This is a genomic window from Pseudomonas sp. B21-021, assembly GCF_024749205.1.
GTDB lineage: Bacteria > Pseudomonadota > Gammaproteobacteria > Pseudomonadales > Pseudomonadaceae > Aquipseudomonas > Aquipseudomonas paraglycinae.
This window is the reverse complement of record NZ_CP087192.1, coordinates 4,166,846-4,185,011: the sequence shown is the minus strand read 5'-3', so window position 1 is coordinate 4,185,011 and position 18,166 is coordinate 4,166,846. Positions and strand designations below refer to the sequence as shown.

Here is an 18,166-nt window from a genome sequence, read left to right as displayed (position 1 = left end):
ACACGCTAATGAGTCCAGGATGGGCTCGACGTATTCAGCGTCCGTTGTGGCTCATGACCGGCGCGTGGTGCCTGATGTTCATTCATCCATCCGGGGCCGGCGAACTGCCGCCGCCTCCCAGCGGCATGGAGGCCGTCAGCGATGTACAGTTGTTTCTGGAACTGGTGGTCAACCAGATGAATACCGGTCGGGTGGTGGCGGTGGAGCAGCGCGGCGGGCGCCTGTTCCTGCCTGCCAGCGTATTGCGCGATACGGGCATGAAGCTGCCGGAAGAGGCCGGTGCCGAAGTCGATCTCGACGGCCTGCCGGGCCTGCACAGCGATTACGACAGCGTCAGCCAGCGCTTGCTGCTCGACGTGCCACCGGACTGGCTGCCGGAGCAGTTCATCGGCAACCGCGAGGTTTATCCGCGCACGCCGGCGCTGAGCAGTTTCGGCGCGTTGTTCAATTATGACCTGTACCTCAATGACACCGACGACGCCGGCACTTATCTGGCGGCGTGGAACGAGGTGCGGCTGTTCGACAGTTGGGGCACGTTGTCGAACACCGGGCAATATCGCCGCACATTGTCAGGGGATGCGGTCAGCACGCTGGACAACGGCTATCTGCGTTACGACACCACCTGGCGCTACTCCGATGACGAACGGATGCTGACCTACGAGGCCGGGGACGTGGTCAGCGGCGCCTTGCCCTGGAGCAGTTCTGTGCGGCTGGGCGGTGTGCAGTTCTCGAGGGATTTTGCAGTGCGTCCGGATCTGGTGACCTATCCGCTGCCGCAGTTCGCCGGGGAAGCGGCGGTGCCGTCCTCGGTGGATCTGTTCATCAACGGCTACAAGTCCAGCAGCTCCGACCTGCAACCGGGGCCGTACACCCTGACCAACATTCCATTTATCAACGGCGCTGGCGAGGCGGTGGTGGTGACCACCGATGCGCTGGGCCGGCAGGTGTCGACCACGGTGCCGTTTTACGTCACCAGCAGTTTGTTGCAAAAAGGCCTGAGCGATTTTTCGGTGGCCGCCGGTACGCTACGCCGGGATTACGGCCTGAAGGATTTCAGCTATGGGCCGGGCGTGACCTCGGGCAGCCTGCGCTACGGCGTCAGCGACACGTTTACTCTGGAAAGCCACGCAGAAGCGGCGGATTCCCTGACCCTCGGCGGGCTGGGCGGCAACTTGCGTCTGGGCAATTTCGGGGTACTCAACAGTGCAATCAGTCAAAGCCGTTTCGACGGCGACGGCGGTCAGCAACTGAGTCTCGGCTATCAATACAGCGGCCAGCGCTACAGCTTTTCCTATCAGCGTCTGCAACGCCGTGACCGCTATGCGGACCTGACGGTCGTGGACAGTCCTTACACCACACTGAGCCGGCGCAGTGAACAGGCGACCCTGAGCCTGAACCTCGAGCGCTGGGGCAGTCTCGGCGTCGGTTATTTCGATATTCGCGCGGCAGACGATACCCGTACGCGGCTGCTAAACCTGAGCTGGAGCAAACCGCTGTGGCGCAACAGCAGTTTCTACCTGTCGGCCAACCGCGAAATCGGCGACAGCAACTGGGCGGTGCAGGCGCAACTGGTCATTCCGTTCGACCTGCGCGGCAGCCTGGCCATCAGCAGCGAACGCAGCAAGACCGGGCAGACGCAGCAACGGGTCAACTACAGCCGCGCCGTGCCGTCCGAGGGCGGGGTGGGCTTCAATCTCGGCTACGCCAAGGGCGACGGCGCCGATTACCGCCAGGCCGACGTGACCTGGCGTCTGCAATCGGTCCAATTGCAGGCTGGCGTCTATGGGACGTCCGACGCCGAAACCCGTTGGGCCGATGCCAGCGGCTCGCTGGTGTGGATGGATGATCAAGTGTTCGCCGCCAACCGCATCGACGATGCGTTCGTGGTGGTCAGCACCGACGGCTACGCGGACATTCCGGTGCGTTACGAGAACCAGCAGGTCGGCCAGACCGACCGTAACGGCCACCTGCTGGTGCCGTGGAGCAGCGCCTATTACCGCGGCAAGTACGAAATCGATCCGCTGAATCTGCCGGCCAATGTGCGCAGCCCGAATGTCGAACAGCGTGTCGCCGTACGCCGGGGCAGTGGCTATCTGCTGGAATTTCCGCTGAGCCGGGTGATCGCCGCGAGCATCGTGCTGGTGGATGCGCAGCAAAAGGAATTGCCGCTGGGCAGTGGCGTGCTGCACGAACAGAGCGGCACGCGGACGGTGGTCGGTTGGGACGGACTGGTCTATCTGGAAAACCTCCAGGCGCAGAATTCGCTGCGGGTGACTCTCGCGGACGGCAAGACTTGCCAGGCGCAATTCAGCGTCGATCTGCAGCAAGATGAAGTGCCGCTGATCGGCCCGTTGGTGTGCCAATGATTCGGGTGCGGCTTGTTCTGTGGTTGCTGTTGCTGCTGCCGGGGCTGGCGCAGGCGCTGTGTTCGGTGGTCACCACCACACCCGCCGGGTTCGGGAACATCAGTTCGATCGCCGTGCGCACCACCTCGCAACCCAGTTCCACTCTGAACGGAGGCTTGAGTTGCACCGGTTCGTTGCTGTCGCTGTTGACCAACAATGACCATTTCTGGGCCACCGTCACTTCGACCCAGAGCGGTTTGCTCGGGCCCACTGGCGACGTGATCGGTTACACGATCTACGCCAACAACAGCACCAGTTACCCGCTGACGCGGGGCACCGCCTATGACTTCGCCCGCAACGGCATCATCGACGCCCTCGGTTTGCTCGGCGGTACTGTGCCGAAAACCGTTCCGCTCTATTTCGGTACCACCATCGGCAGCAACGTGGCGGCCGGCGTGTATACCGAGACCCTGAGCATTTTCTGGAACTGGAATTATTGTTCGGGCATCGGCATCGGCGGGCTTTGCCTGGGCCGCGACATCAACAGCGGTACTACGACGTTGACGGTCAACCTGACGGTGTCCAACGACTGCACCATCACTGCGCCGAACATCGCTTTCGGCAGCGCACCGGTGGTCAGCGCGTTTACCCCGGTGACCGGGCAGACCATCAATCTCGCCTGCACCAAGGGCAGTGCCTACACCGTGGGGCTGAACGACGGGCAGAATGCGCTGAGCGTCGGCGGACGGCGACGGATGATTTCCGGCAGCAACTATCTGGCCTACGACATTTTCAAGAGCGCCGGAACCACCCGTTGGGGCAGTGTCGGCGCGGCCCGTCGGGCCAGCAGCGATGCCGAGGTCAACCCCGGCAACGGGCTGGGCACCGGCAGCCAGATCTTCAATTACAACGCGAAAATCTACACCGACCAGACCACACCGCCCGCCGGAACCTATCTGGACAATGTGGTGCTGGATGTGGGGTTCTGACCGGCTAGAAACTCACGGATTGCTTGAGCATTTTCGCCGCCGGGGTATCGGTCGGGCTGACCATCGCATAGTTGTAGCCCTTGCCGGACCAGTACTCGGCCTGCAGATCCCCGTCCTGACGGCTGCCCCGGGGCAGGAAGGTATTTTTCGGTCCCGGTGGACGCACGTAGAAACTGACCTTGTGCCCGCTCTGGTCTTCATACATCACCATCGCCGCCGGGCCCTCATCGGTGCTCAGCAGACGGCCGCTGACCGGTGCAAACCCGGCCGACGTCAGGTCCGGCAGGCGATTGGCCTGAGTGAAATAACGGTCGAGCCAGCGCTGGATGTCACCGTCGCCATCGACCTTGTAGTCCGCCGGCAGAAGCCCTTGCTGGGCGATCAAGCGGTACGCCTGCAAGGCGTCCGTCATCGGTGCCGGGGGATGAAACACGGTCATGTCCCGGGCTTTCCAGCCACCGACACCGCCGAGGCTGACGGCAATCAGCAACACCGCCGCGCTGGCCCACTGGCGGCGCGATTGGCGTTTGAGGCGCTGGCGAATCAGCGACGGATCGAGGTCCGGATTGGCTGGTTGTTGCAAGGCACCGCCGAGGGCGGCGCGCAGGTGCTGGGCGTCCTGTTGCCAGGCGCGAACCTGCGCTGCTTCGTCCGGATGGCTGGCGAGCCAGGTTTCCATTACATGTCGGTCGGCCTCGCTGAGCTGGTGGTCGACGTAGGCATGCAGGTCACGTTCGTTGGGGGGCAGACTGATCATTTGAGTATCCGCAAGGAAGGACTGCTGATTTCCCCGTCGCTGAGCTGGCGCAGGGCCTGGCGAGCACGGGACAGGCGCGACATCACGGTGCCGGTGGGGACGTCGAGAATCTCGGCGACCTCCTTATAAGTCAGGCCTTCCACCGACACCATAAGCAGCAGTGCGCGCTGTTCGGTGGGCAGTCGGTCGAAGACCTGCAAGGTCGATTGGGCAATCACGGTGCGTTCCACCGAGGGCTCGGCGTCATCGCGGCCGGTGAAGAATTCGAGCATCCGCGCATAACGCCGCGAACGCCGATGCGCATCGAGAAACTGCCGGTACAGGATCGAAAACAGCCAGGCGCGCAGATCGCCGTCGGCGCGTTTGTCGCCCCAACCCGACAGCGCCCGCTCCAGACTGGCCTGTACCAGGTCGTCGGCGCTGCTGCCGTTGCGTGTCAACGACACGGCAAAGCGCCGCAATCTGGGAATGATTTCTCTCAGTTGTTCGTCGAATTCGCTCATGAAGTTCTGCTAGTCACTACGCTGTGGACTAGGAAGACGCCCGGCATTGGAGGTTATTCCACGTTCCGAAAAATAAATACCGGGCCGTGGAATAAATCCCGATGGCGTGCGTCTTGCTGATTCTTCCTACTTGTGGCCGATGGCCCTGGAGTGCTTCATGGTTGATCGCAGCTCATCGCCCGGCGGGCCACAACGCCCGCCACTGAGTGCCGCGAGCCTGGTGTTGCGGCTTGGCGGAATCGCCGTGGTCGTCGCAGCCCTGGCCGGGGCGTTTGCCTACGTTCATGGTTCATTTGACCCACAACGCCTGACGCCGAAAGCGTTGGTCGATGTGCTGGAGAAGAACAACGGCGTGCATCCCGGCTTTCGCCGCAATCACGCCAAAGGTGTTTGCGTGATCGGACATTTCGAGAGCAGCGGCGAGGCTCGCTCGTATTCTGTCGCGCAAGTGTTCAACGAGCCGCGCACCCCGGTGGTCGGGCGTTTTGCGTTGCCGGCCGGCAGTCCGTATGCGCCGGACAGCGCCGTACCGATCCGCAGTCTGGCGCTGCGTTTCACTCAGGCCAACGGCCAGCAGTGGCGCACCGGGATGAATAGCATGCCGGTGTTCCCGGTCGGCACGCCCGAGGCGTTCTATCAATTGCAGCAGGCGCAATCGCCGGATCCTGCCACAGGCAAACCGGATCCGACCAAGGTGCCGGCATTTTTTGCCTCACACCCGGAAGCCGTACCGTTTCTGACCTGGATTAAAACCGCCAAACCTTCGGCGAGTTACGCGACGGAAACCTACAACAGCGTCAACGCGTTCTATCTGGTGGATGCCAGCGGCAAGAAGCAAGCCGTGCGCTGGAGCATGACGCCTCTGGCCCAGGACGCTGCCGGTGCGACTGCGCCTGAAGGTAGCGACTTCCTTGAAAAAGACCTGGTGCAACGCCTGGCCGAAGGGCCGCTGCGCTTTCAGTTGAACATCACCTTGGCCAATGCCGACGATCCGGTGAACGATGCGAGCAAGACCTGGCCTGCCGGTCGCAAGGTGTTGAACGCCGGCACCCTGGTGCTGGAAAAGACCCAGCCGCAGCTCAGCGGCGAATGCCGTGACATCAACTACGATCCGCTGGTGCTGCCGGCCGGCATTCAGGGTTCCGACGATCCGTTGCTCGCCGCGCGCTCGGCCGGTTACGCCGATTCCTACCTGCGTCGCACCAGCGAAGTCAGCCAACTGCCAACCGGCAAAAAGGAGGCTCGCCCATGAGCACGCAACCGACTCATTTCAATCCGCTGGCGCGGTTGCTGCACTGGTTGATGGCGTTGATGATCATCGCAATGTTGTTCATCGGCGCCGGCATGGTGACCTCGGTGTCGGCGCGGCATGAATGGTTGATCAATCTGCACAAGCCGCTGGGCATCGCGATTCTGTTGCTGGTGATCGTGCGCATTCTGGTGCGACTGGGCACGCGTCAGCCGCCGCTGCCGGCGGATCTGCCGGGCTGGCAGGTGATGGCGGCCAAGGCTTCTCATCTGTTGTTGTATGCGCTGATGCTGGTGTTGCCGCTGCTGGGCTGGGCGATGATCAGCGCGGCGGGGGATCCGGTGATGCTCGGCACGTCCCTGCAATTGCCGTCGATCGTGCCGGCGGATGCGCAGGTGTTTGCGTTGCTGCGCAAGGCTCACGGGTATCTGGCGTATCTGTTGTTCCTGACCGTGCTGCTGCACCTGGCGGCGGCGCTATTCCATGGCTGGGTGCGCCGCGACGAGGTGCTCGACAGCATGCTGCGGGGACGCAATCGCAGTTGATCGTGTGTCAGTCCGACGTGGCGAGGGCGCAAGCAGCCTCGCCACGTTTCGGTGTGGCCAGCGTTCGCCACCAGTACAGCAACGCGACCATGTTGATTGCTGCACCCAGCCAGCAGACGCCCGGCCATCCTGCGCAGGCGTACATGGTTGTCGAGGCGATTGAGCCCAGCGCGCTGCCGATCGAATAAAACAGCATGTAGCCGGCGGTCAGTCGGCTCTGCGCCTCCGGGCGGACGCTATAGATCATGCTCTGACTGGTGACGTGCACGGCCTGCAAGCCCAGATCCAGAGTGATGACGCCAAGCAGTAGCGCCCATAGTGATAAATGGGTGAGCGCGATTGGCAACCACGAGCCCAGCATCAGCAGCAGCGACAGGCCGCTGACCCATTGTCCCCATCCTCGATCCGCCAGATGTCCGGCTCTGGCAGCGGCCAGTGCGCCTGCCGCGCCGGCGAGTCCGAACAATCCGATTTCACTGTGGGAAAGCGACAGCGGCGGGGCGGCCAGCGGCAACACCATCGGCGTCCACAGCACCATGGCGCTGGCGAAGGTCAGCAGGGCGAGGATCGTCCGTTGGCGTAGCACCGGTTCCTCACGAAAGAGGCTGAACACTGAAGCGATCAATGCCACGTAACGTGTGGTCGGCCGTGCGTCTTCATTTTTGGGCAACACCCGAAACAGCAGCGCGGCCATCACCAGCGTCAACCCCGCCGACAGCAGATAGATCGAGCGCCAGCCGGCCAGATCGGCCATGCCGCCCGCCACCGTGCGTGCGAGCAGAATGCCGACGACGATGCCGCTTGTGATCACGCCCACAACCTTTCCGCGTTGCGCCGGGACGGCCAGAGTCGCGGCGTAGGCGACCAGCACCTGGGTGACCACGGCGAGCAGACCGGTCAGGGTGACGCCGATCAGCAGCCAGGCACTGTTCGAGGCCAAGGCGATCATCAGCAAGGCTGCGGCGGACAACAGCGTTTGCGTGACGATCAACCGTCGGCGGTTGAGCAAGTCGCCGAGGGGCACGAGCAATAACAGCCCGAGGCCGTAGCCGACCTGGGTCAGTGTCATGACGATGCCAATGCTGCCCGGCGACAGGCCGAAGGCGTCGGCCATCGCATCCAGCAGCGGCTGGGCGTAATACACGTTGCCCACCGCGAGGCCGCAAGCGATGGCGAAAAGCAGCACGACACCTTTATCGAGTGTTGCAGTTTTCATGTCCCGGATCCTTTCAGGTTTCAAGTTGAAACGTGATTGACGGTAAGTAATCCAGTTTTGATTTGCAACCTGATTGGATAAAAGTCGGCGCAAAAAAAAGATCGCAGACAGGCTGCGATCTTTTGTGAAGCGAAACTCAGGGGCGATCAGCGCAGGGTGTCGACCATGTCCGCGATGGTGGTCAGCACGTCTTTGCCCAGTTGCTTCGAGCGCTTGCCCGACCAGCCGGTGAGCGGGTTCGGCGCGTCATCGTGATCCTTGAACGGCATTTCCAGGGTCAGCGACAGGCAGTCGAACTTCTGACCGACGCTGTTGCAGGCCAGGGTCATGTTAGCCTGGCCCGGCTCGTCGCGGGTGTAGCCGTACTTGGTCTGGAAGTCTTTGGTGGTGTGCTTCAGGTGGCTGCGGAAGTGCTCTTCGAGCTTCTCCAGGCGCGGGGTATAACCCGGATTGCCTTCGCAACCGGCGGTGAACACGTGGGGAATTTCTTCGTCGCCGTGTGCGTCGAGGAACAGATCGACGCCGTACTTTTCCATCTGCTGCTGTACGAAAAGCACTTCCGGGCTGATTTCCTGACTGGCGTTCTGCCAGGCGCGGTTCAGGTCTTGGCCCATGGCGTTGGTACGCAGGTGACCGTGGAAGGCACCGTCCGGGTTCATGTTCGGCACCAGGTACAGATCGGCGCTGGCCAGCAGTTTGTTCAGCACCGGATCGTCATGATGTTCCAGGCGTTCGATCACGCCTTCCATGAACCATTCGGCCATGTGCTCGCCGGGATGTTGCTGGGCGATGATCCAGATCTTGCGGCGACCTTCGGCGCCGGTGCCTTTGCGCAGCAGCTGGATGTCGCGGCCTTCGACGCTCTTGCCGGTGGCCAGCAGCTCGGTGCCGGCCTTGGTCAGCGCTTGCTCGATCAGCCAGTCATGACGGCCACGGCTGTAGGGTTCGAAGTAGGCGAACCAGGCGTGGGTCTGCTCGGCTTCGAGGCAGAAGCGCAGGCTGTCGCCTTCGAATTGGGTTGGAATGCGGAACCAGTTGACGTGGTCGTAGGAAGCGACCGCCTGATAGCCGGTCCAGGCCTTGTTGTAGGAGGATTGGCTGGCGTTGACCAAACGGAACCAGTGTTCCTGATGAACATGCAGGCCGCTGGCCTTGAAGTGGAACCACTGGAAATGAGCGCTGCGGGTATCTGGCCGAATTGCCAGAACCGGGTTGAGCGGATTGCTGATGTCGATGACTTGGATGTTGCCGCTGTCGAAGTTGGCGCTGATGTCGAACGAAGATTTGGCCACGGTCATAATCGGTTCCTGAATATGATTTTTATGGCGGCTACTTTACACGCAAGACAGGGGTGAAACCGAGGGAAATTGCGGGTTGTGGCGGGGGGCGTCCTCCATGACGCGGATGCAGCTTAGTGGCTGTGCGATTGATTCTCAAGTGCTAATTGGCATTACTTTGCCCCAATGTGGCCGGGGTCTGCTTGCCAAGCAATATTCTTTTGATATTATCCGCGCCATCGAATTTGCGGCATCCAAAGACTTCATTAGCCTGAAGCCACAAGCCAGAAAACTGGCAAAAAAAAGACCCGGCAAAAAGCCGGGTCAAAAACCGTGATTAGCCTGATGAGGAGATAGTCCAGAAGACCGACCTAAGGTCTCTGGTCCATCGACTGATCTCGCGACCAGCTGCTTGCAATAATAATCATTATCATTTGCAAGTCAAATGTTTTTATCTGCGCGATTGGAAAATTCTTTCCCGTCCGTCCGAACTCCCGTCTTCAGCGAACCGCGCCATCGAGCGAGTGATCGACCATCGCCCGCGCCATGTCCACCATGTGCACGACCGAAAACGCCAGATCCCGACTCACGCCCTGCAAGCCGTCCGCCGCCTTGAACGCCGTAGCCGCTGCACATCGCAGCAGATCGGAGGCGTGGACCAGGGATTCTTCGCCACTCAGATTGCTGTTCACACCGAAAAAGCGCTCATCCACTTCCGGTTCTGACACAGCTGGTTTCAAGTAATAGTCCAACGCCCGTTGCGCAGCGGCGCACCCTTGCGGGGACGTGAAGGTGGTGTCCATTTGCAGGTCGGGCAAGTCTTTGCTGGTGATATTCATGGTGAAAGGTCACTCCTTGGTCGATTCAAATCCGTGACCCAAGCATAGTACTATCAGTATTTGTGACCAGAATTTAAATACTACAATATGTGTTTTGCCGGCCGCAGGCGTCCACGTATGGTGCCGCACATGGATAAATGGATTGAGTTGGTCAAGGCCAAAATGAGTGAACTCAACGTCACTCAAGTCGAGCTCGGCGAGCGCGTCGGCATGTCTCAGGGCGGTATCGGCCATTGGCTGAACAAGCGTCGCGAGCCCGGCATCACGCAGATGAACCGCGTGCTGAAAGCGCTGGGCATGGAATATCTCGAGGTCGCGGTGGTGATTCGTGAACCGCAGATCGATGCGGATGACGAAATGCCTCTGGCGCAGAAGTACAACCCTTACTTTCGCTATCCGGTCAGCGAGTGGATAGCGCCGGTCGAGGCCCGTGAGAGCCAGCCAGCGTATTCGAGTGCCAAGGACAAGCGACGTTTCGAACTGACGGACTACCACGCCCGTGGCCCCGCGTTCTGGCTCACCGTGATGGGGAATGCGATGACTGCGCCCACCGGGCAGAGCATCGGCGAAGGGATGATGATCCTGGTGGACCCGGCGCTGGAAGCCGAGCCCGGAAAACTGGTGATCGCCCAGTGGCCGGACAGCGACGAGGCGATTTTCCGCAAACTGATCGAAGAGGGCGGCCAGCGTTACCTGGTGCCGCTCAATCCGACCTGGCCGAAAGCCTTGTTGACCGACGAGTGCCGAATTATCGGTGTCGTGGTTCAGGCCACGGCCAAATACTAGTCAGATCGATCCTCGCCAGGCGTAGGATCGATCCACCTTTCACGCTTCTTCCAGCTCGACCAGTGCACTGCCTTCGCTGACCATTTCGCCTTCCTGGCAATACAGTGCCTTGATCACCCCGGCATGGGGCGCGCGGATGCTGTGCTCCATCTTCATCGCTTCCAGCACCACCAATTGAGCGCCGGCCTCAACCGATTGCCCGGCCTCCACCAACACTCGAACGATGCTGCCGTTCATCGGCGCCGTCAGACCGCCCTGATGGATGTGACTGGCTTCGACAGCGCTGATCGGGTCGTACGTTTCAACGCGTCGCAACTCGCCGTCCCATTGCAGAAACAGAACCTCTCCACGACGAATTGCTCGCAGCTGTCGGCGCAGCCCATCGTGCTCGACCACCAGTTGTTCGCCGATCAGTTTTGCATCGCCGCCAGCACCGAGTGTCAACGCCCGGTCTTGTCCCTCGCAGCTCAGATGCAGAGTGATCTCACGTGGCAACCCAGCGCGCAAACCGCTGTGCAGCGCCCAAGGCGAAGCCGGATCATCCGCCCGAGTCATCCCCGGCAGACTCTGCGCAAAAGCCTGCGCCGCCGCCTCCCAGAACTCATCACTTAGCGCAGCAGGCGCTGGCAACAGTTGCTCCTGATAGCGCGGAATAAACCCGGTATCCAGCTCGGCTGCCGCAAACGCCGGATGACCGATGATCCGTCGCAGGAAGTTGATGTTGGTCTTCAACCCGCCAATCGCAAACTCATCGAGCATGCTCAACAACCGCAAACGCGCCTGCTCACGATCCTCGCCCCAGGTAATCAGCTTGCCGAGCATCGGGTCATAGAACGGCGAAACCTCATCGCCTTCCTCAACCCCGCTGTCCACACGGCGCCCCGGCCCTGCGGCGGATTCGCGATACAGATCCAGACGCCCGGTCGCCGGCAGAAAATCATTCGACGGATCTTCCGCATACAGCCGAACCTCAATCGCATGCCCGTTCAGCGGCACCTGATCCTGAGTGATCGGCAACGCCTCACCACGGGCGACGCGAATCTGCCAGGCCACCAGATCAAGCCCGGTGATGGCTTCGGTGACCGGGTGTTCGACCTGCAACCGCGTGTTCATCTCCATGAAGAAAAACTCGCCACGCGCATCCAGCAGAAACTCCACCGTGCCGGCGCCGACGTAACCGATGGCCTGCGCCGAACGCACAGCCGCTTCGCCCATGGCCCGGCGCAGTTCCGGACTGAGGCCCGGCGCGGGCGCCTCTTCGACGACCTTCTGGTGCCGACGCTGAATCGAGCAGTCGCGTTCGTTCAGGTACAGGCAATTGCCATGCTGATCGGCAAACACCTGGATTTCCACGTGACGCGGCTTGAGCAGGTATTTCTCCACCAGCATTCGCGAATCGCCGAACGACGATTGCGCTTCACGCTGGGCGGAGGCCAACGCTTCAGCCAATTGACTGACGTCCTCGACCACCTTCATGCCTTTACCGCCACCGCCGGCCGTGGCCTTGAGCAGCACCGGATAACCGATTCGCTCGCACGCGTCACGGAAGGTGTCCAGATCCTGGGCTTCGCCGTGATAACCCGGCACCAGCGGTACGCCGGCAGTTTCCATCAATGCTTTGGCGGCGGATTTGCTGCCCATCGCATCGATGGCCGAGGCGGGCGGGCCGAGGAAAATCAGGCCGGCGGCTTCAATGGCGCGAGCAAAACCAGCGTTCTCCGAAAGAAAGCCATACCCCGGATGAATCGCCTGAGCGCCGCTGGCCTTGGCCGCTGCGATCAGCTTGTCGATTTGCAAATAACTGTCTGCCGCTTTGCTACCGCCCAGATCGACGCGGATATCCGCTTCACGGCTGTGCCGCGCTTCGCGGTCGGTGGCGCTGTGCACGGCAACGGTGGTCAGGCCCAGCGCCTTGGCTGTGCGCATGACCCGGCAAGCGATTTCGCCACGGTTGGCCACCAGCAGGGTGGTGAGAACAGGTGCGCTCATCAACGCGGCTCCTTGGGGGTGGTTGCGGCTTGCCAGCTCGGCGGGCGTTTCTGCAGGAAGGCCCGCAAGCCTTCCTGGCCTTCCGGGCTGACACGGATGCGGGCGATGGCGTTTTCGGTGTAACGGCGCAGGGCCGGCGTCAGGGCACCGTTGCCGACTTCACGCAGCAGATCCTTGCTGGCGCGCATGGCGGCGGGGCTGTTGAGCAGCAGGTTGTCGATCCATTGTTCGACTTTCTGTTCAAGCTCAGTCGTTGGATAGCTCTCGGACAACAAACCGATTTCCCGCGCCCGCTGCCCGCCGAAACGTTCGGCTGTCAGCGCATAACGCCGCGCCGCACGTTCGCCGATGGCTTGCACCACGAACGGACTGATCACCGCCGGCGCAAGACCGATGCGCACTTCCGACAGGCAGAACTGCGCGTCATCGGCGCCAATCGCCATGTCGCAGCAACTGATCAGCCCCAGCGCGCCGCCGAACGCCGCGCCTTGCACCACGGCCATGGTCGGGATTTTCAGTTTGGCGAGGTTGTACATCAGCTCCGCCAGTTCCCGGGCGTCGTCGAGGTTGGTGTGGTAATCGAGTTCGGCCGATTGCTGCATCCAGGCCAAATCCGCGCCGGCGCTGAAGTGCTTGCCGCGTCCGCGCACCAGCAGGAAACGCAGGCTGGCGTCGCTGGCGACCTTGTCCAGTGCCAGGATCAGTTCGCGGATCATCTCGGCGTTGAATGCATTGTTCTTTTCTTCGCGGCTAAGCCACAGGGTCGCGAAACCCCGTGGATCGCTCTGCAGTTCGAGGGTGTTGAAGTCGCTCATGAGGTTCTCCCGATCACATCCGGAACACGCCGAAGCGGCTCGGTTCGATAGGCGCGTTCAACGACGCGGACAAGGCCAGGGCCAGCACATCGCGGGTCTGCGCCGGGTCGATGACGCCGTCGTCCCACAGCCGTGCGCTGGAATAGTAGGGGTGACCCTGCTCTTCGTACTGGTCGAGAATCGGTTGCTTGATCTCGCTTTCCTGCTCGGCGCTGAACGCCTGGCCGCTGCGTTCGGCCTGCTCGCGCTTGACCTGAACCAGCACGCCGGCCGCCTGTTCGGCGCCCATCACGCCGATCCGCGCGTTCGGCCACATCCACAGGAAGCGCGGATCGTAGGCCCGCCCGCACATGCCGTAGTTACCGGCGCCGAAGCTGCCGCCGATGATGACGGTGAATTTCGGCACCTTGGCGCAGGCAACGGCGGTCACCAGTTTCGCGCCGTGCTTGGCGATGCCGCCGGCCTCGTATTTCTGGCCGACCATGAAGCCGGTGATGTTCTGCAGGAACAGCAGCGGAATCCCGCGCTGGCAGGCCAGTTCGATGAAGTGCGCGCCTTTTTGCGCGGCTTCGGCGAACAGGATACCGTTGTTGGCGAGGATCGCGATCGGGTAGCCGTGCAGGTGGGCGAATCCGCACACCAGCGTGGTGCCGAACAAGGCTTTGAATTCATCGAACACCGAACCGTCGACCAGCCGAGCAATTACTTCGCGCACATCGAACGGCTGCTTGGCGTCCGCCGACACCACGCCGTACAACTCATCGCTGGCGTACAGCGGCGCAATCGGCGCGCGCTGCTGCACTTCGCCGAGCTTTCGCCAGTTGAGGTTGGCGACACTGCGGCGGGCGAGGGCCAGGGCGTGCTCGTCGCTTTCGGCGTAATGGTCGGCAACCCCGGAAGTCTTGCAATGCACATCGGCCCCGCCGAGGTCTTCGGCGCTGACCACTTCACCGGTCGCGGCTTTCACCAGCGGCGGGCCGGCGAGGAAAATCGTCGCCTGATTGCGCACCATGATCGCTTCGTCAGCCATCGCCGGCACGTAGGCGCCGCCGGCAGTGCAGGAGCCCATGACCACGGCAATCTGCGGAATGCCCATGGCGCTCATGTTTGCCTGATTGAAGAAGATTCGCCCGAAGTGCTCACGATCCGGGAACACTTCGTCCTGACGCGGCAGGTTGGCGCCGCCCGAGTCCACCAGATAAATGCATGGCAGACGGTTTTGCTGGGCAATGGTCTGGGCGCGCAGGTGTTTCTTCACGGTCAGCGGGTAGTACGAGCCGCCTTTCACGGTCGCGTCGTTGGCGACGATCATGCACTCGACGCCTTCCACCCGACCGATCCCGGCAATCACGCCAGCGGCCGGTACGTCTTCGCCATACACGGCGTGTGCAGCCAATTGACTGATTTCCAGAAACGGTGAGCCCGGATCGAGCAAACGGTTGATCCGCTCGCGCGGTAGCAGTTTGCCGCGTGAGGTGTGACGTTCCTGAGCTTTCGCGCCGCCGCCCTGGGCCACTTGGGCGAGCAGAGTGTGCAGGGCGTCGACCTGTGTGAGCATCGCCGCGCTGTTGGCGGCGAACTCCGCTGAACGGGGGTTGAGCTGGGTATGCAGGATAGCCATGGACAGCTCCGTTTAGCGGGTTTCGTTGAACAGTTCGCGACCGATCAGCATGCGACGGATCTCACTGGTGCCGGCGCCGATTTCGTACAGCTTGGCGTCACGCAGCAGACGGCCAGCCGGGAATTCGTTGATGTAGCCGTTGCCGCCGAGAATCTGGATCGCGTCCAAGGCCATTTGCGTGGCGCGTTCGGCGGTGTAGAGGATCACGCCAGCGGCGTCCTTGCGCGTGGTCTCGTTGCGCTCGCAGGCCTGGGCCACGGCGTAGAGGTAGGCGCGGCTGGCGTTGAGTTGGGTGTACATGTCGGCGACTTTGCCCTGGATCAGCTGGAATTCGCCGATGCTCTGACCGAACTGCTTACGGTCGTGGATGTACGGCACGATCAGGTCCATGCACGACTGCATGATCCCGGTCGGGCCACCGGACAGCACGACGCGCTCGTAATCGAGGCCGCTCATCAGCACCTTCACGCCGCCGTTGAGTACGCCGAGGATGTTTTCTTCCGGCACTTCGACGTCATCGAAGAACAGCTCGCAGGTGTTGGAGCCGCGCATGCCGAGCTTGTCGAACTTGTTGCTGCGGCTGAAGCCTTTCCAGTCACGCTCGACGATGAACGCGGTGATGCCATGCGGGCCTTTTTCCAGGTCGGTCTTGGCGTAGATCACGTAGGTGTTGGCGTCGGGGCCGTTGGTGATCCAGGTCTTGCTGCCGTTGAGGACGTAGCGGTCACCGCGTTTTTCGGCGCGCAGTTTCATAGAGACCACGTCGGAACCGGCGTTCGGCTCGCTCATCGCGAGGGCGCCAACGTGTTCGCCGCTGATCAGCTTCGGCAGGTATTTGGATTTCTGTTCGTGGTTGCCGTTGCGGTTGATTTGGTTCACGCAGAGGTTGGAGTGGGCGCCGTAGGACAACGCCACGGAAGCCGAGCCGCGGCTGATTTCTTCCATCGCCACGACGTGCGCCAGGTAACCCAGGCCAGCGCCGCCGTACTCTTCCGGCACGGTGATGCCGAGCAGGCCCATGTCACCGAACTTGCGCCACAGATCGGCAGGGAACAGGTTGTCGCTGTCGATCTGCGCGGCACGCGGGGCGATCTCCTTGGCGACGAAGGACTGAACCTGATCGCGCAGCATGTCGATGGTTTCGCCGAGGGCAAAGTTCAGGGATGGGTAGCTCATGGGTCACCTTTTGGCTTTTTTGTAGGGTGGGGAGAAGGGCGTTTCAGTTCTCACCTTTACGTTAACGTAAGCCTGTGACGAATGGCTGTCAATCACCCTTTACGTTAACGTCAACTTGAGCGAGAGTAGAGCCAGTTCTGAATGGTCGGAGCTGCCGTAGCTCCGTTCCAACACCCACTAATAAAGACAATAGGGGTCGTCATGGATCAACCCAGTGCAAACCCGCAGCGCAGCTACACCCGTGGTTCCCAGGACAAAGCCTTGCTGGCGATGACCATCGGGCAAAAGTTCGACGAGACCGTCGCGCAGTACCCGGACGGCGAGGCGCTGGTGGTGCGCCATCAGCAGCTGCGTTACACCTGGCGGCAACTGGCCGACGCGGTGGACGTGCATGCCAGAGCCCTGCTGGCGTTGGGTTTGCAGGCCGGTGACCGGCTTGGCATCTGGGCACCGAATTGCGCGCAATGGTGCATCACTCAGTTCGCCACCGCGAAAATCGGCGTGATCCTGGTCAACATCAACCCGGCCTACCGCAGCTCCGAACTCGAATACGTACTCAAGCAATCCGGTTGCCAATGGCTGGTCTGTGCGGGAGCGTTCAAGAGCTCCAACTATCACGGCATGTTGCAAGGCTTGCTGCCGGAACTGGCCGAGCAATCCATCGGCGAACTGCGCAGCGAGCGCCTGCCGGAGTTGCGCGGTCTGATCAGTCTTGATCCGCAACCGCCTTCGGGTTTTCTCCCGTGGTCGCAACTGGCAGATCTGGCCGCCAGTGTCTCTCCAGAACAATTGCGTGAGCGCAGCGACAGCCTGCACTTCGATCAACCGGTCAACATCCAGTACACCTCCGGCACCACCGGTTTCCCCAAGGGCGCGACCCTCAGTCACTACAACATTCTCAACAACGGTTACATGGTCGGCGAAAGCCTCGGCCTGACCGCCGCTGATCGCCTGGTGATCCCGGTGCCGCTGTATCACTGCTTCGGCATGGTCATGGGCAACTTAGGCTGTATCACCCACGGCAGCACCATGATTTATCCCAACGATGCCTTCGATCCGCTGCTGACCCTGAGCACCGTCGCCGAAGAAAAGGCCACCGCGCTGTACGGCGTGCCGACCATGTTCATCGCCATGCTCGATCAGCCGCAACGTGCCGAGTTCGACCTGTCGACCCTGCGCACCGGGATCATGGCCGGGGCGACTTGCCCGATCGAAGTGATGCGCCGGGTCATCAACGAAATGCACATGAGCGAAGTGCAGATCGCCTACGGCATGACCGAAACCAGCCCTGTGTCCCTGCAGACCGGCCCATCTGACGAACTGGAACTGCGAGTCACCACCGTCGGACGTACCCAGCCGCAACTCGAAAGCAAAATCATCGACGAGGCCGGCAACCCGGTGCCACGCGGTACCATCGGCGAACTGTGCACCCGTGGCTACAGCGTGATGCTCGGTTACTGGAACAACCCGAATGCCACCGGCGAAGCCATCGACGCGGCTGGCTGGATGCACACCGGCGACCTGGCGAGCATGAACGACGAGGGTTACGTGTGCATCGCCGGCCGTAACAAGGACATGATCATCCGTGGCGGCGAGAACATTTACCCGCGTGAACTGGAAGAGTTTTTCTTTACTCACCCGGCGGTGGCGGACGTGCAGGTGATCGGCATTCCTTGCTCGCGCTACGGCGAGGAAATCGTCGCCTGGATCAAATTCCATCCCGGCCACAGCGCGACCGAACAAGAACTGCAAGCGTGGTGCAAGGAGCGCATCGCCCACTTCAAGACGCCGCGTTACTTTAAATTTGTCGAGGAGTTTCCGATGACGGTGACGGGCAAGATCCAGAAATTCCGCATGCGCGAGATCAGTATTGAGGAGTTGCGCGGTAACGAGGGCTGAGGGATAGAACTGTGGGGGCATTGCTCCCACAGTGTCCTGCGGGATTTCGGAAAGCCAGACAGCACAAAGGGGAGCCGAAGCTCCCCTTTAATTTTGTCGTCGCGTGCTCTTTTTTATTATTGAGGGGCGGTCTGTTGTTGTTTTTGGCAACCGTGGCCCT

At 61.5% G+C, this 18,166-nt stretch carries 16 protein-coding genes; 7 read left to right on the top strand and 9 right to left on the bottom strand.

What is annotated here, in order from left to right; all coding sequences use genetic code 11:
• Positions 1–8: 8 nt before the first annotated feature.
• Together LOY31_RS18710 and LOY31_RS18705 are read left to right on the top strand one after the other, a co-directional pair.
• The gene (locus tag LOY31_RS18710) at positions 9–2,366 is read left to right on the top strand and encodes a fimbria/pilus outer membrane usher protein (RefSeq protein ID WP_221533206.1); all 2,358 of its coding nucleotides are present in this window, start codon (positions 9–11) and stop codon (positions 2,364–2,366) included.
• Positions 2,363–3,334 (top strand): spore coat U domain-containing protein, encoded by a 972-nt coding sequence (locus LOY31_RS18705; RefSeq protein ID WP_221533207.1) that lies wholly within the window; start codon positions 2,363–2,365, stop codon positions 3,332–3,334. Before LOY31_RS18710 ends, LOY31_RS18705 begins: the two co-directional genes overlap by 4 nt.
• Positions 3,335–3,338: 4 nt before the next feature.
• On the opposite strand, the gene LOY31_RS18700 is transcribed toward LOY31_RS18705, so the two are convergent.
• Both LOY31_RS18700 and LOY31_RS18695 read right to left on the bottom strand, forming a co-directional pair.
• Positions 3,339–4,091: an anti-sigma factor gene (locus LOY31_RS18700; RefSeq protein ID WP_221533208.1), complete on the bottom strand. Its 753-nt coding sequence runs from the start codon at positions 4,089–4,091 to the stop codon at positions 3,339–3,341.
• Entirely contained in the window at positions 4,088–4,594 is a 507-nt protein-coding gene (locus LOY31_RS18695; RefSeq protein ID WP_085690061.1) for an RNA polymerase sigma factor, read from the bottom strand. Before LOY31_RS18695 ends, LOY31_RS18700 begins: the two co-directional genes overlap by 4 nt.
• 157 nt (positions 4,595–4,751) lie before the next feature.
• On the opposite strand from LOY31_RS18695, the gene LOY31_RS18690 reads away from it, so the two are divergent.
• Positions 4,752–5,846, top strand: a complete 1,095-nt coding sequence (locus LOY31_RS18690) for a catalase family peroxidase (protein WP_064597803.1) — start codon at positions 4,752–4,754, stop codon at positions 5,844–5,846.
• A complete protein-coding gene (locus LOY31_RS18685; RefSeq protein WP_007951524.1) occupies positions 5,843–6,388 on the top strand; it encodes a cytochrome b in 546 nt (181 codons plus the stop codon). The genes LOY31_RS18690 and LOY31_RS18685 overlap by 4 nt, the downstream gene beginning before the upstream one ends.
• 7 nt (positions 6,389–6,395) lie before the next feature.
• Here LOY31_RS18685 and LOY31_RS18680 read toward each other — a convergent pair whose 3' ends face one another.
• Both LOY31_RS18680 and LOY31_RS18675 read right to left on the bottom strand, forming a co-directional pair.
• Complete coding sequence (locus LOY31_RS18680) at positions 6,396–7,604, bottom strand: MFS transporter (RefSeq protein ID WP_221533209.1); 1,209 nt, start codon at positions 7,602–7,604, stop codon at positions 6,396–6,398.
• Between the two features lie 146 nt (positions 7,605–7,750).
• Positions 7,751–8,902: a M14-type cytosolic carboxypeptidase gene (locus LOY31_RS18675; protein ID WP_221533210.1), complete on the bottom strand. Its 1,152-nt coding sequence runs from the start codon at positions 8,900–8,902 to the stop codon at positions 7,751–7,753.
• 97 nt (positions 8,903–8,999) lie between these two features.
• On the opposite strand from LOY31_RS18675, the gene LOY31_RS18670 reads away from it, so the two are divergent.
• Positions 9,000–9,218, top strand: a complete 219-nt coding sequence (locus LOY31_RS18670; protein ID WP_139834507.1) for a hypothetical protein — start codon at positions 9,000–9,002, stop codon at positions 9,216–9,218.
• 163 nt (positions 9,219–9,381) lie between these two features.
• Here the strand turns inward: LOY31_RS18670 and LOY31_RS18665 are convergent, their stop codons facing one another.
• Positions 9,382–9,720 (bottom strand): DUF6124 family protein, encoded by a 339-nt coding sequence (locus tag LOY31_RS18665; RefSeq protein ID WP_007951520.1) that lies wholly within the window; start codon positions 9,718–9,720, stop codon positions 9,382–9,384.
• A 129-nt stretch (positions 9,721–9,849) separates the two neighbouring features.
• Here LOY31_RS18665 and LOY31_RS18660 point away from each other — a divergent pair, with 129 nt between their 5' ends.
• The gene (locus tag LOY31_RS18660) at positions 9,850–10,506 is read left to right on the top strand and encodes a LexA family transcriptional regulator (RefSeq protein ID WP_221533212.1); all 657 of its coding nucleotides are present in this window, start codon (positions 9,850–9,852) and stop codon (positions 10,504–10,506) included.
• Between the two features lie 39 nt (positions 10,507–10,545).
• On the opposite strand, the gene LOY31_RS18655 is transcribed toward LOY31_RS18660, so the two are convergent.
• The 4 genes from LOY31_RS18655 to LOY31_RS18640 are packed head-to-tail and all read right to left on the bottom strand — an operon-like array spanning position 10,546 to position 16,107.
• Positions 10,546–12,495: an acetyl/propionyl/methylcrotonyl-CoA carboxylase subunit alpha gene (locus LOY31_RS18655; RefSeq protein WP_258712014.1), complete on the bottom strand. Its 1,950-nt coding sequence runs from the start codon at positions 12,493–12,495 to the stop codon at positions 10,546–10,548.
• Positions 12,495–13,310: a gamma-carboxygeranoyl-CoA hydratase gene (locus tag LOY31_RS18650; RefSeq protein WP_258712013.1), complete on the bottom strand. Its 816-nt coding sequence runs from the start codon at positions 13,308–13,310 to the stop codon at positions 12,495–12,497. The genes LOY31_RS18655 and LOY31_RS18650 overlap by 1 nt, the downstream gene beginning before the upstream one ends.
• Before the next feature lie 13 nt (positions 13,311–13,323).
• Positions 13,324–14,931, bottom strand: coding sequence for a carboxyl transferase domain-containing protein (locus tag LOY31_RS18645; protein ID WP_230731732.1), 1,608 nt, complete (start codon positions 14,929–14,931; stop codon positions 13,324–13,326).
• A 12-nt stretch (positions 14,932–14,943) separates the two neighbouring features.
• On the bottom strand, positions 14,944–16,107 hold the full coding sequence (locus LOY31_RS18640; protein WP_221533214.1) for an isovaleryl-CoA dehydrogenase: 1,164 nt from the start codon (positions 16,105–16,107) through the stop codon (positions 14,944–14,946).
• Positions 16,108–16,308: 201 nt separating this feature from the next.
• Between LOY31_RS18640 and LOY31_RS18635 the strand changes: the two genes are divergently transcribed.
• On the top strand, positions 16,309–18,006 hold the full coding sequence (locus tag LOY31_RS18635) for an AMP-binding protein (RefSeq protein ID WP_258712012.1): 1,698 nt from the start codon (positions 16,309–16,311) through the stop codon (positions 18,004–18,006).
• The last annotated feature ends 160 nt before the right edge of the window (positions 18,007–18,166 follow it).

Bases quoted from the DNA above. Each gene is read 5' to 3' on its own strand.
- LOY31_RS18710 (WP_221533206.1), top strand. From the start codon at position 9: ATGAGTCCAGGATGGGCTCGACGTATTCAGCGTCCGTTGTGGCTCATG.
- LOY31_RS18665 (WP_007951520.1), bottom strand. From the start codon at position 9,720: ATGAATATCACCAGCAAAGACTTGCCCGACCTGCAAATGGACACCACC.
- LOY31_RS18660 (WP_221533212.1), top strand. From the start codon at position 9,850: ATGGATAAATGGATTGAGTTGGTCAAGGCCAAAATGAGTGAACTCAAC.
- LOY31_RS18690 (WP_064597803.1), top strand. From the start codon at position 4,752: ATGGTTGATCGCAGCTCATCGCCCGGCGGGCCACAACGCCCGCCACTG.
- LOY31_RS18680 (WP_221533209.1), bottom strand. From the start codon at position 7,604: ATGAAAACTGCAACACTCGATAAAGGTGTCGTGCTGCTTTTCGCCATC.
- LOY31_RS18670 (WP_139834507.1), top strand. From the start codon at position 9,000: ATGACGCGGATGCAGCTTAGTGGCTGTGCGATTGATTCTCAAGTGCTA.
- LOY31_RS18675 (WP_221533210.1), bottom strand. From the start codon at position 8,902: ATGACCGTGGCCAAATCTTCGTTCGACATCAGCGCCAACTTCGACAGC.
- LOY31_RS18685 (WP_007951524.1), top strand. From the start codon at position 5,843: ATGAGCACGCAACCGACTCATTTCAATCCGCTGGCGCGGTTGCTGCAC.
- LOY31_RS18700 (WP_221533208.1), bottom strand. From the start codon at position 4,091: ATGATCAGTCTGCCCCCCAACGAACGTGACCTGCATGCCTACGTCGAC.
- LOY31_RS18655 (WP_258712014.1), bottom strand. From the start codon at position 12,495: ATGAGCGCACCTGTTCTCACCACCCTGCTGGTGGCCAACCGTGGCGAA.
- LOY31_RS18695 (WP_085690061.1), bottom strand. From the start codon at position 4,594: ATGAGCGAATTCGACGAACAACTGAGAGAAATCATTCCCAGATTGCGG.
- LOY31_RS18705 (WP_221533207.1), top strand. From the start codon at position 2,363: ATGATTCGGGTGCGGCTTGTTCTGTGGTTGCTGTTGCTGCTGCCGGGG.
- LOY31_RS18635 (WP_258712012.1), top strand. From the start codon at position 16,309: ATGGATCAACCCAGTGCAAACCCGCAGCGCAGCTACACCCGTGGTTCC.
- LOY31_RS18645 (WP_230731732.1), bottom strand. From the start codon at position 14,931: ATGGCTATCCTGCATACCCAGCTCAACCCCCGTTCAGCGGAGTTCGCC.
- LOY31_RS18650 (WP_258712013.1), bottom strand. From the start codon at position 13,310: ATGAGCGACTTCAACACCCTCGAACTGCAGAGCGATCCACGGGGTTTC.
- LOY31_RS18640 (WP_221533214.1), bottom strand. From the start codon at position 16,107: ATGAGCTACCCATCCCTGAACTTTGCCCTCGGCGAAACCATCGACATG.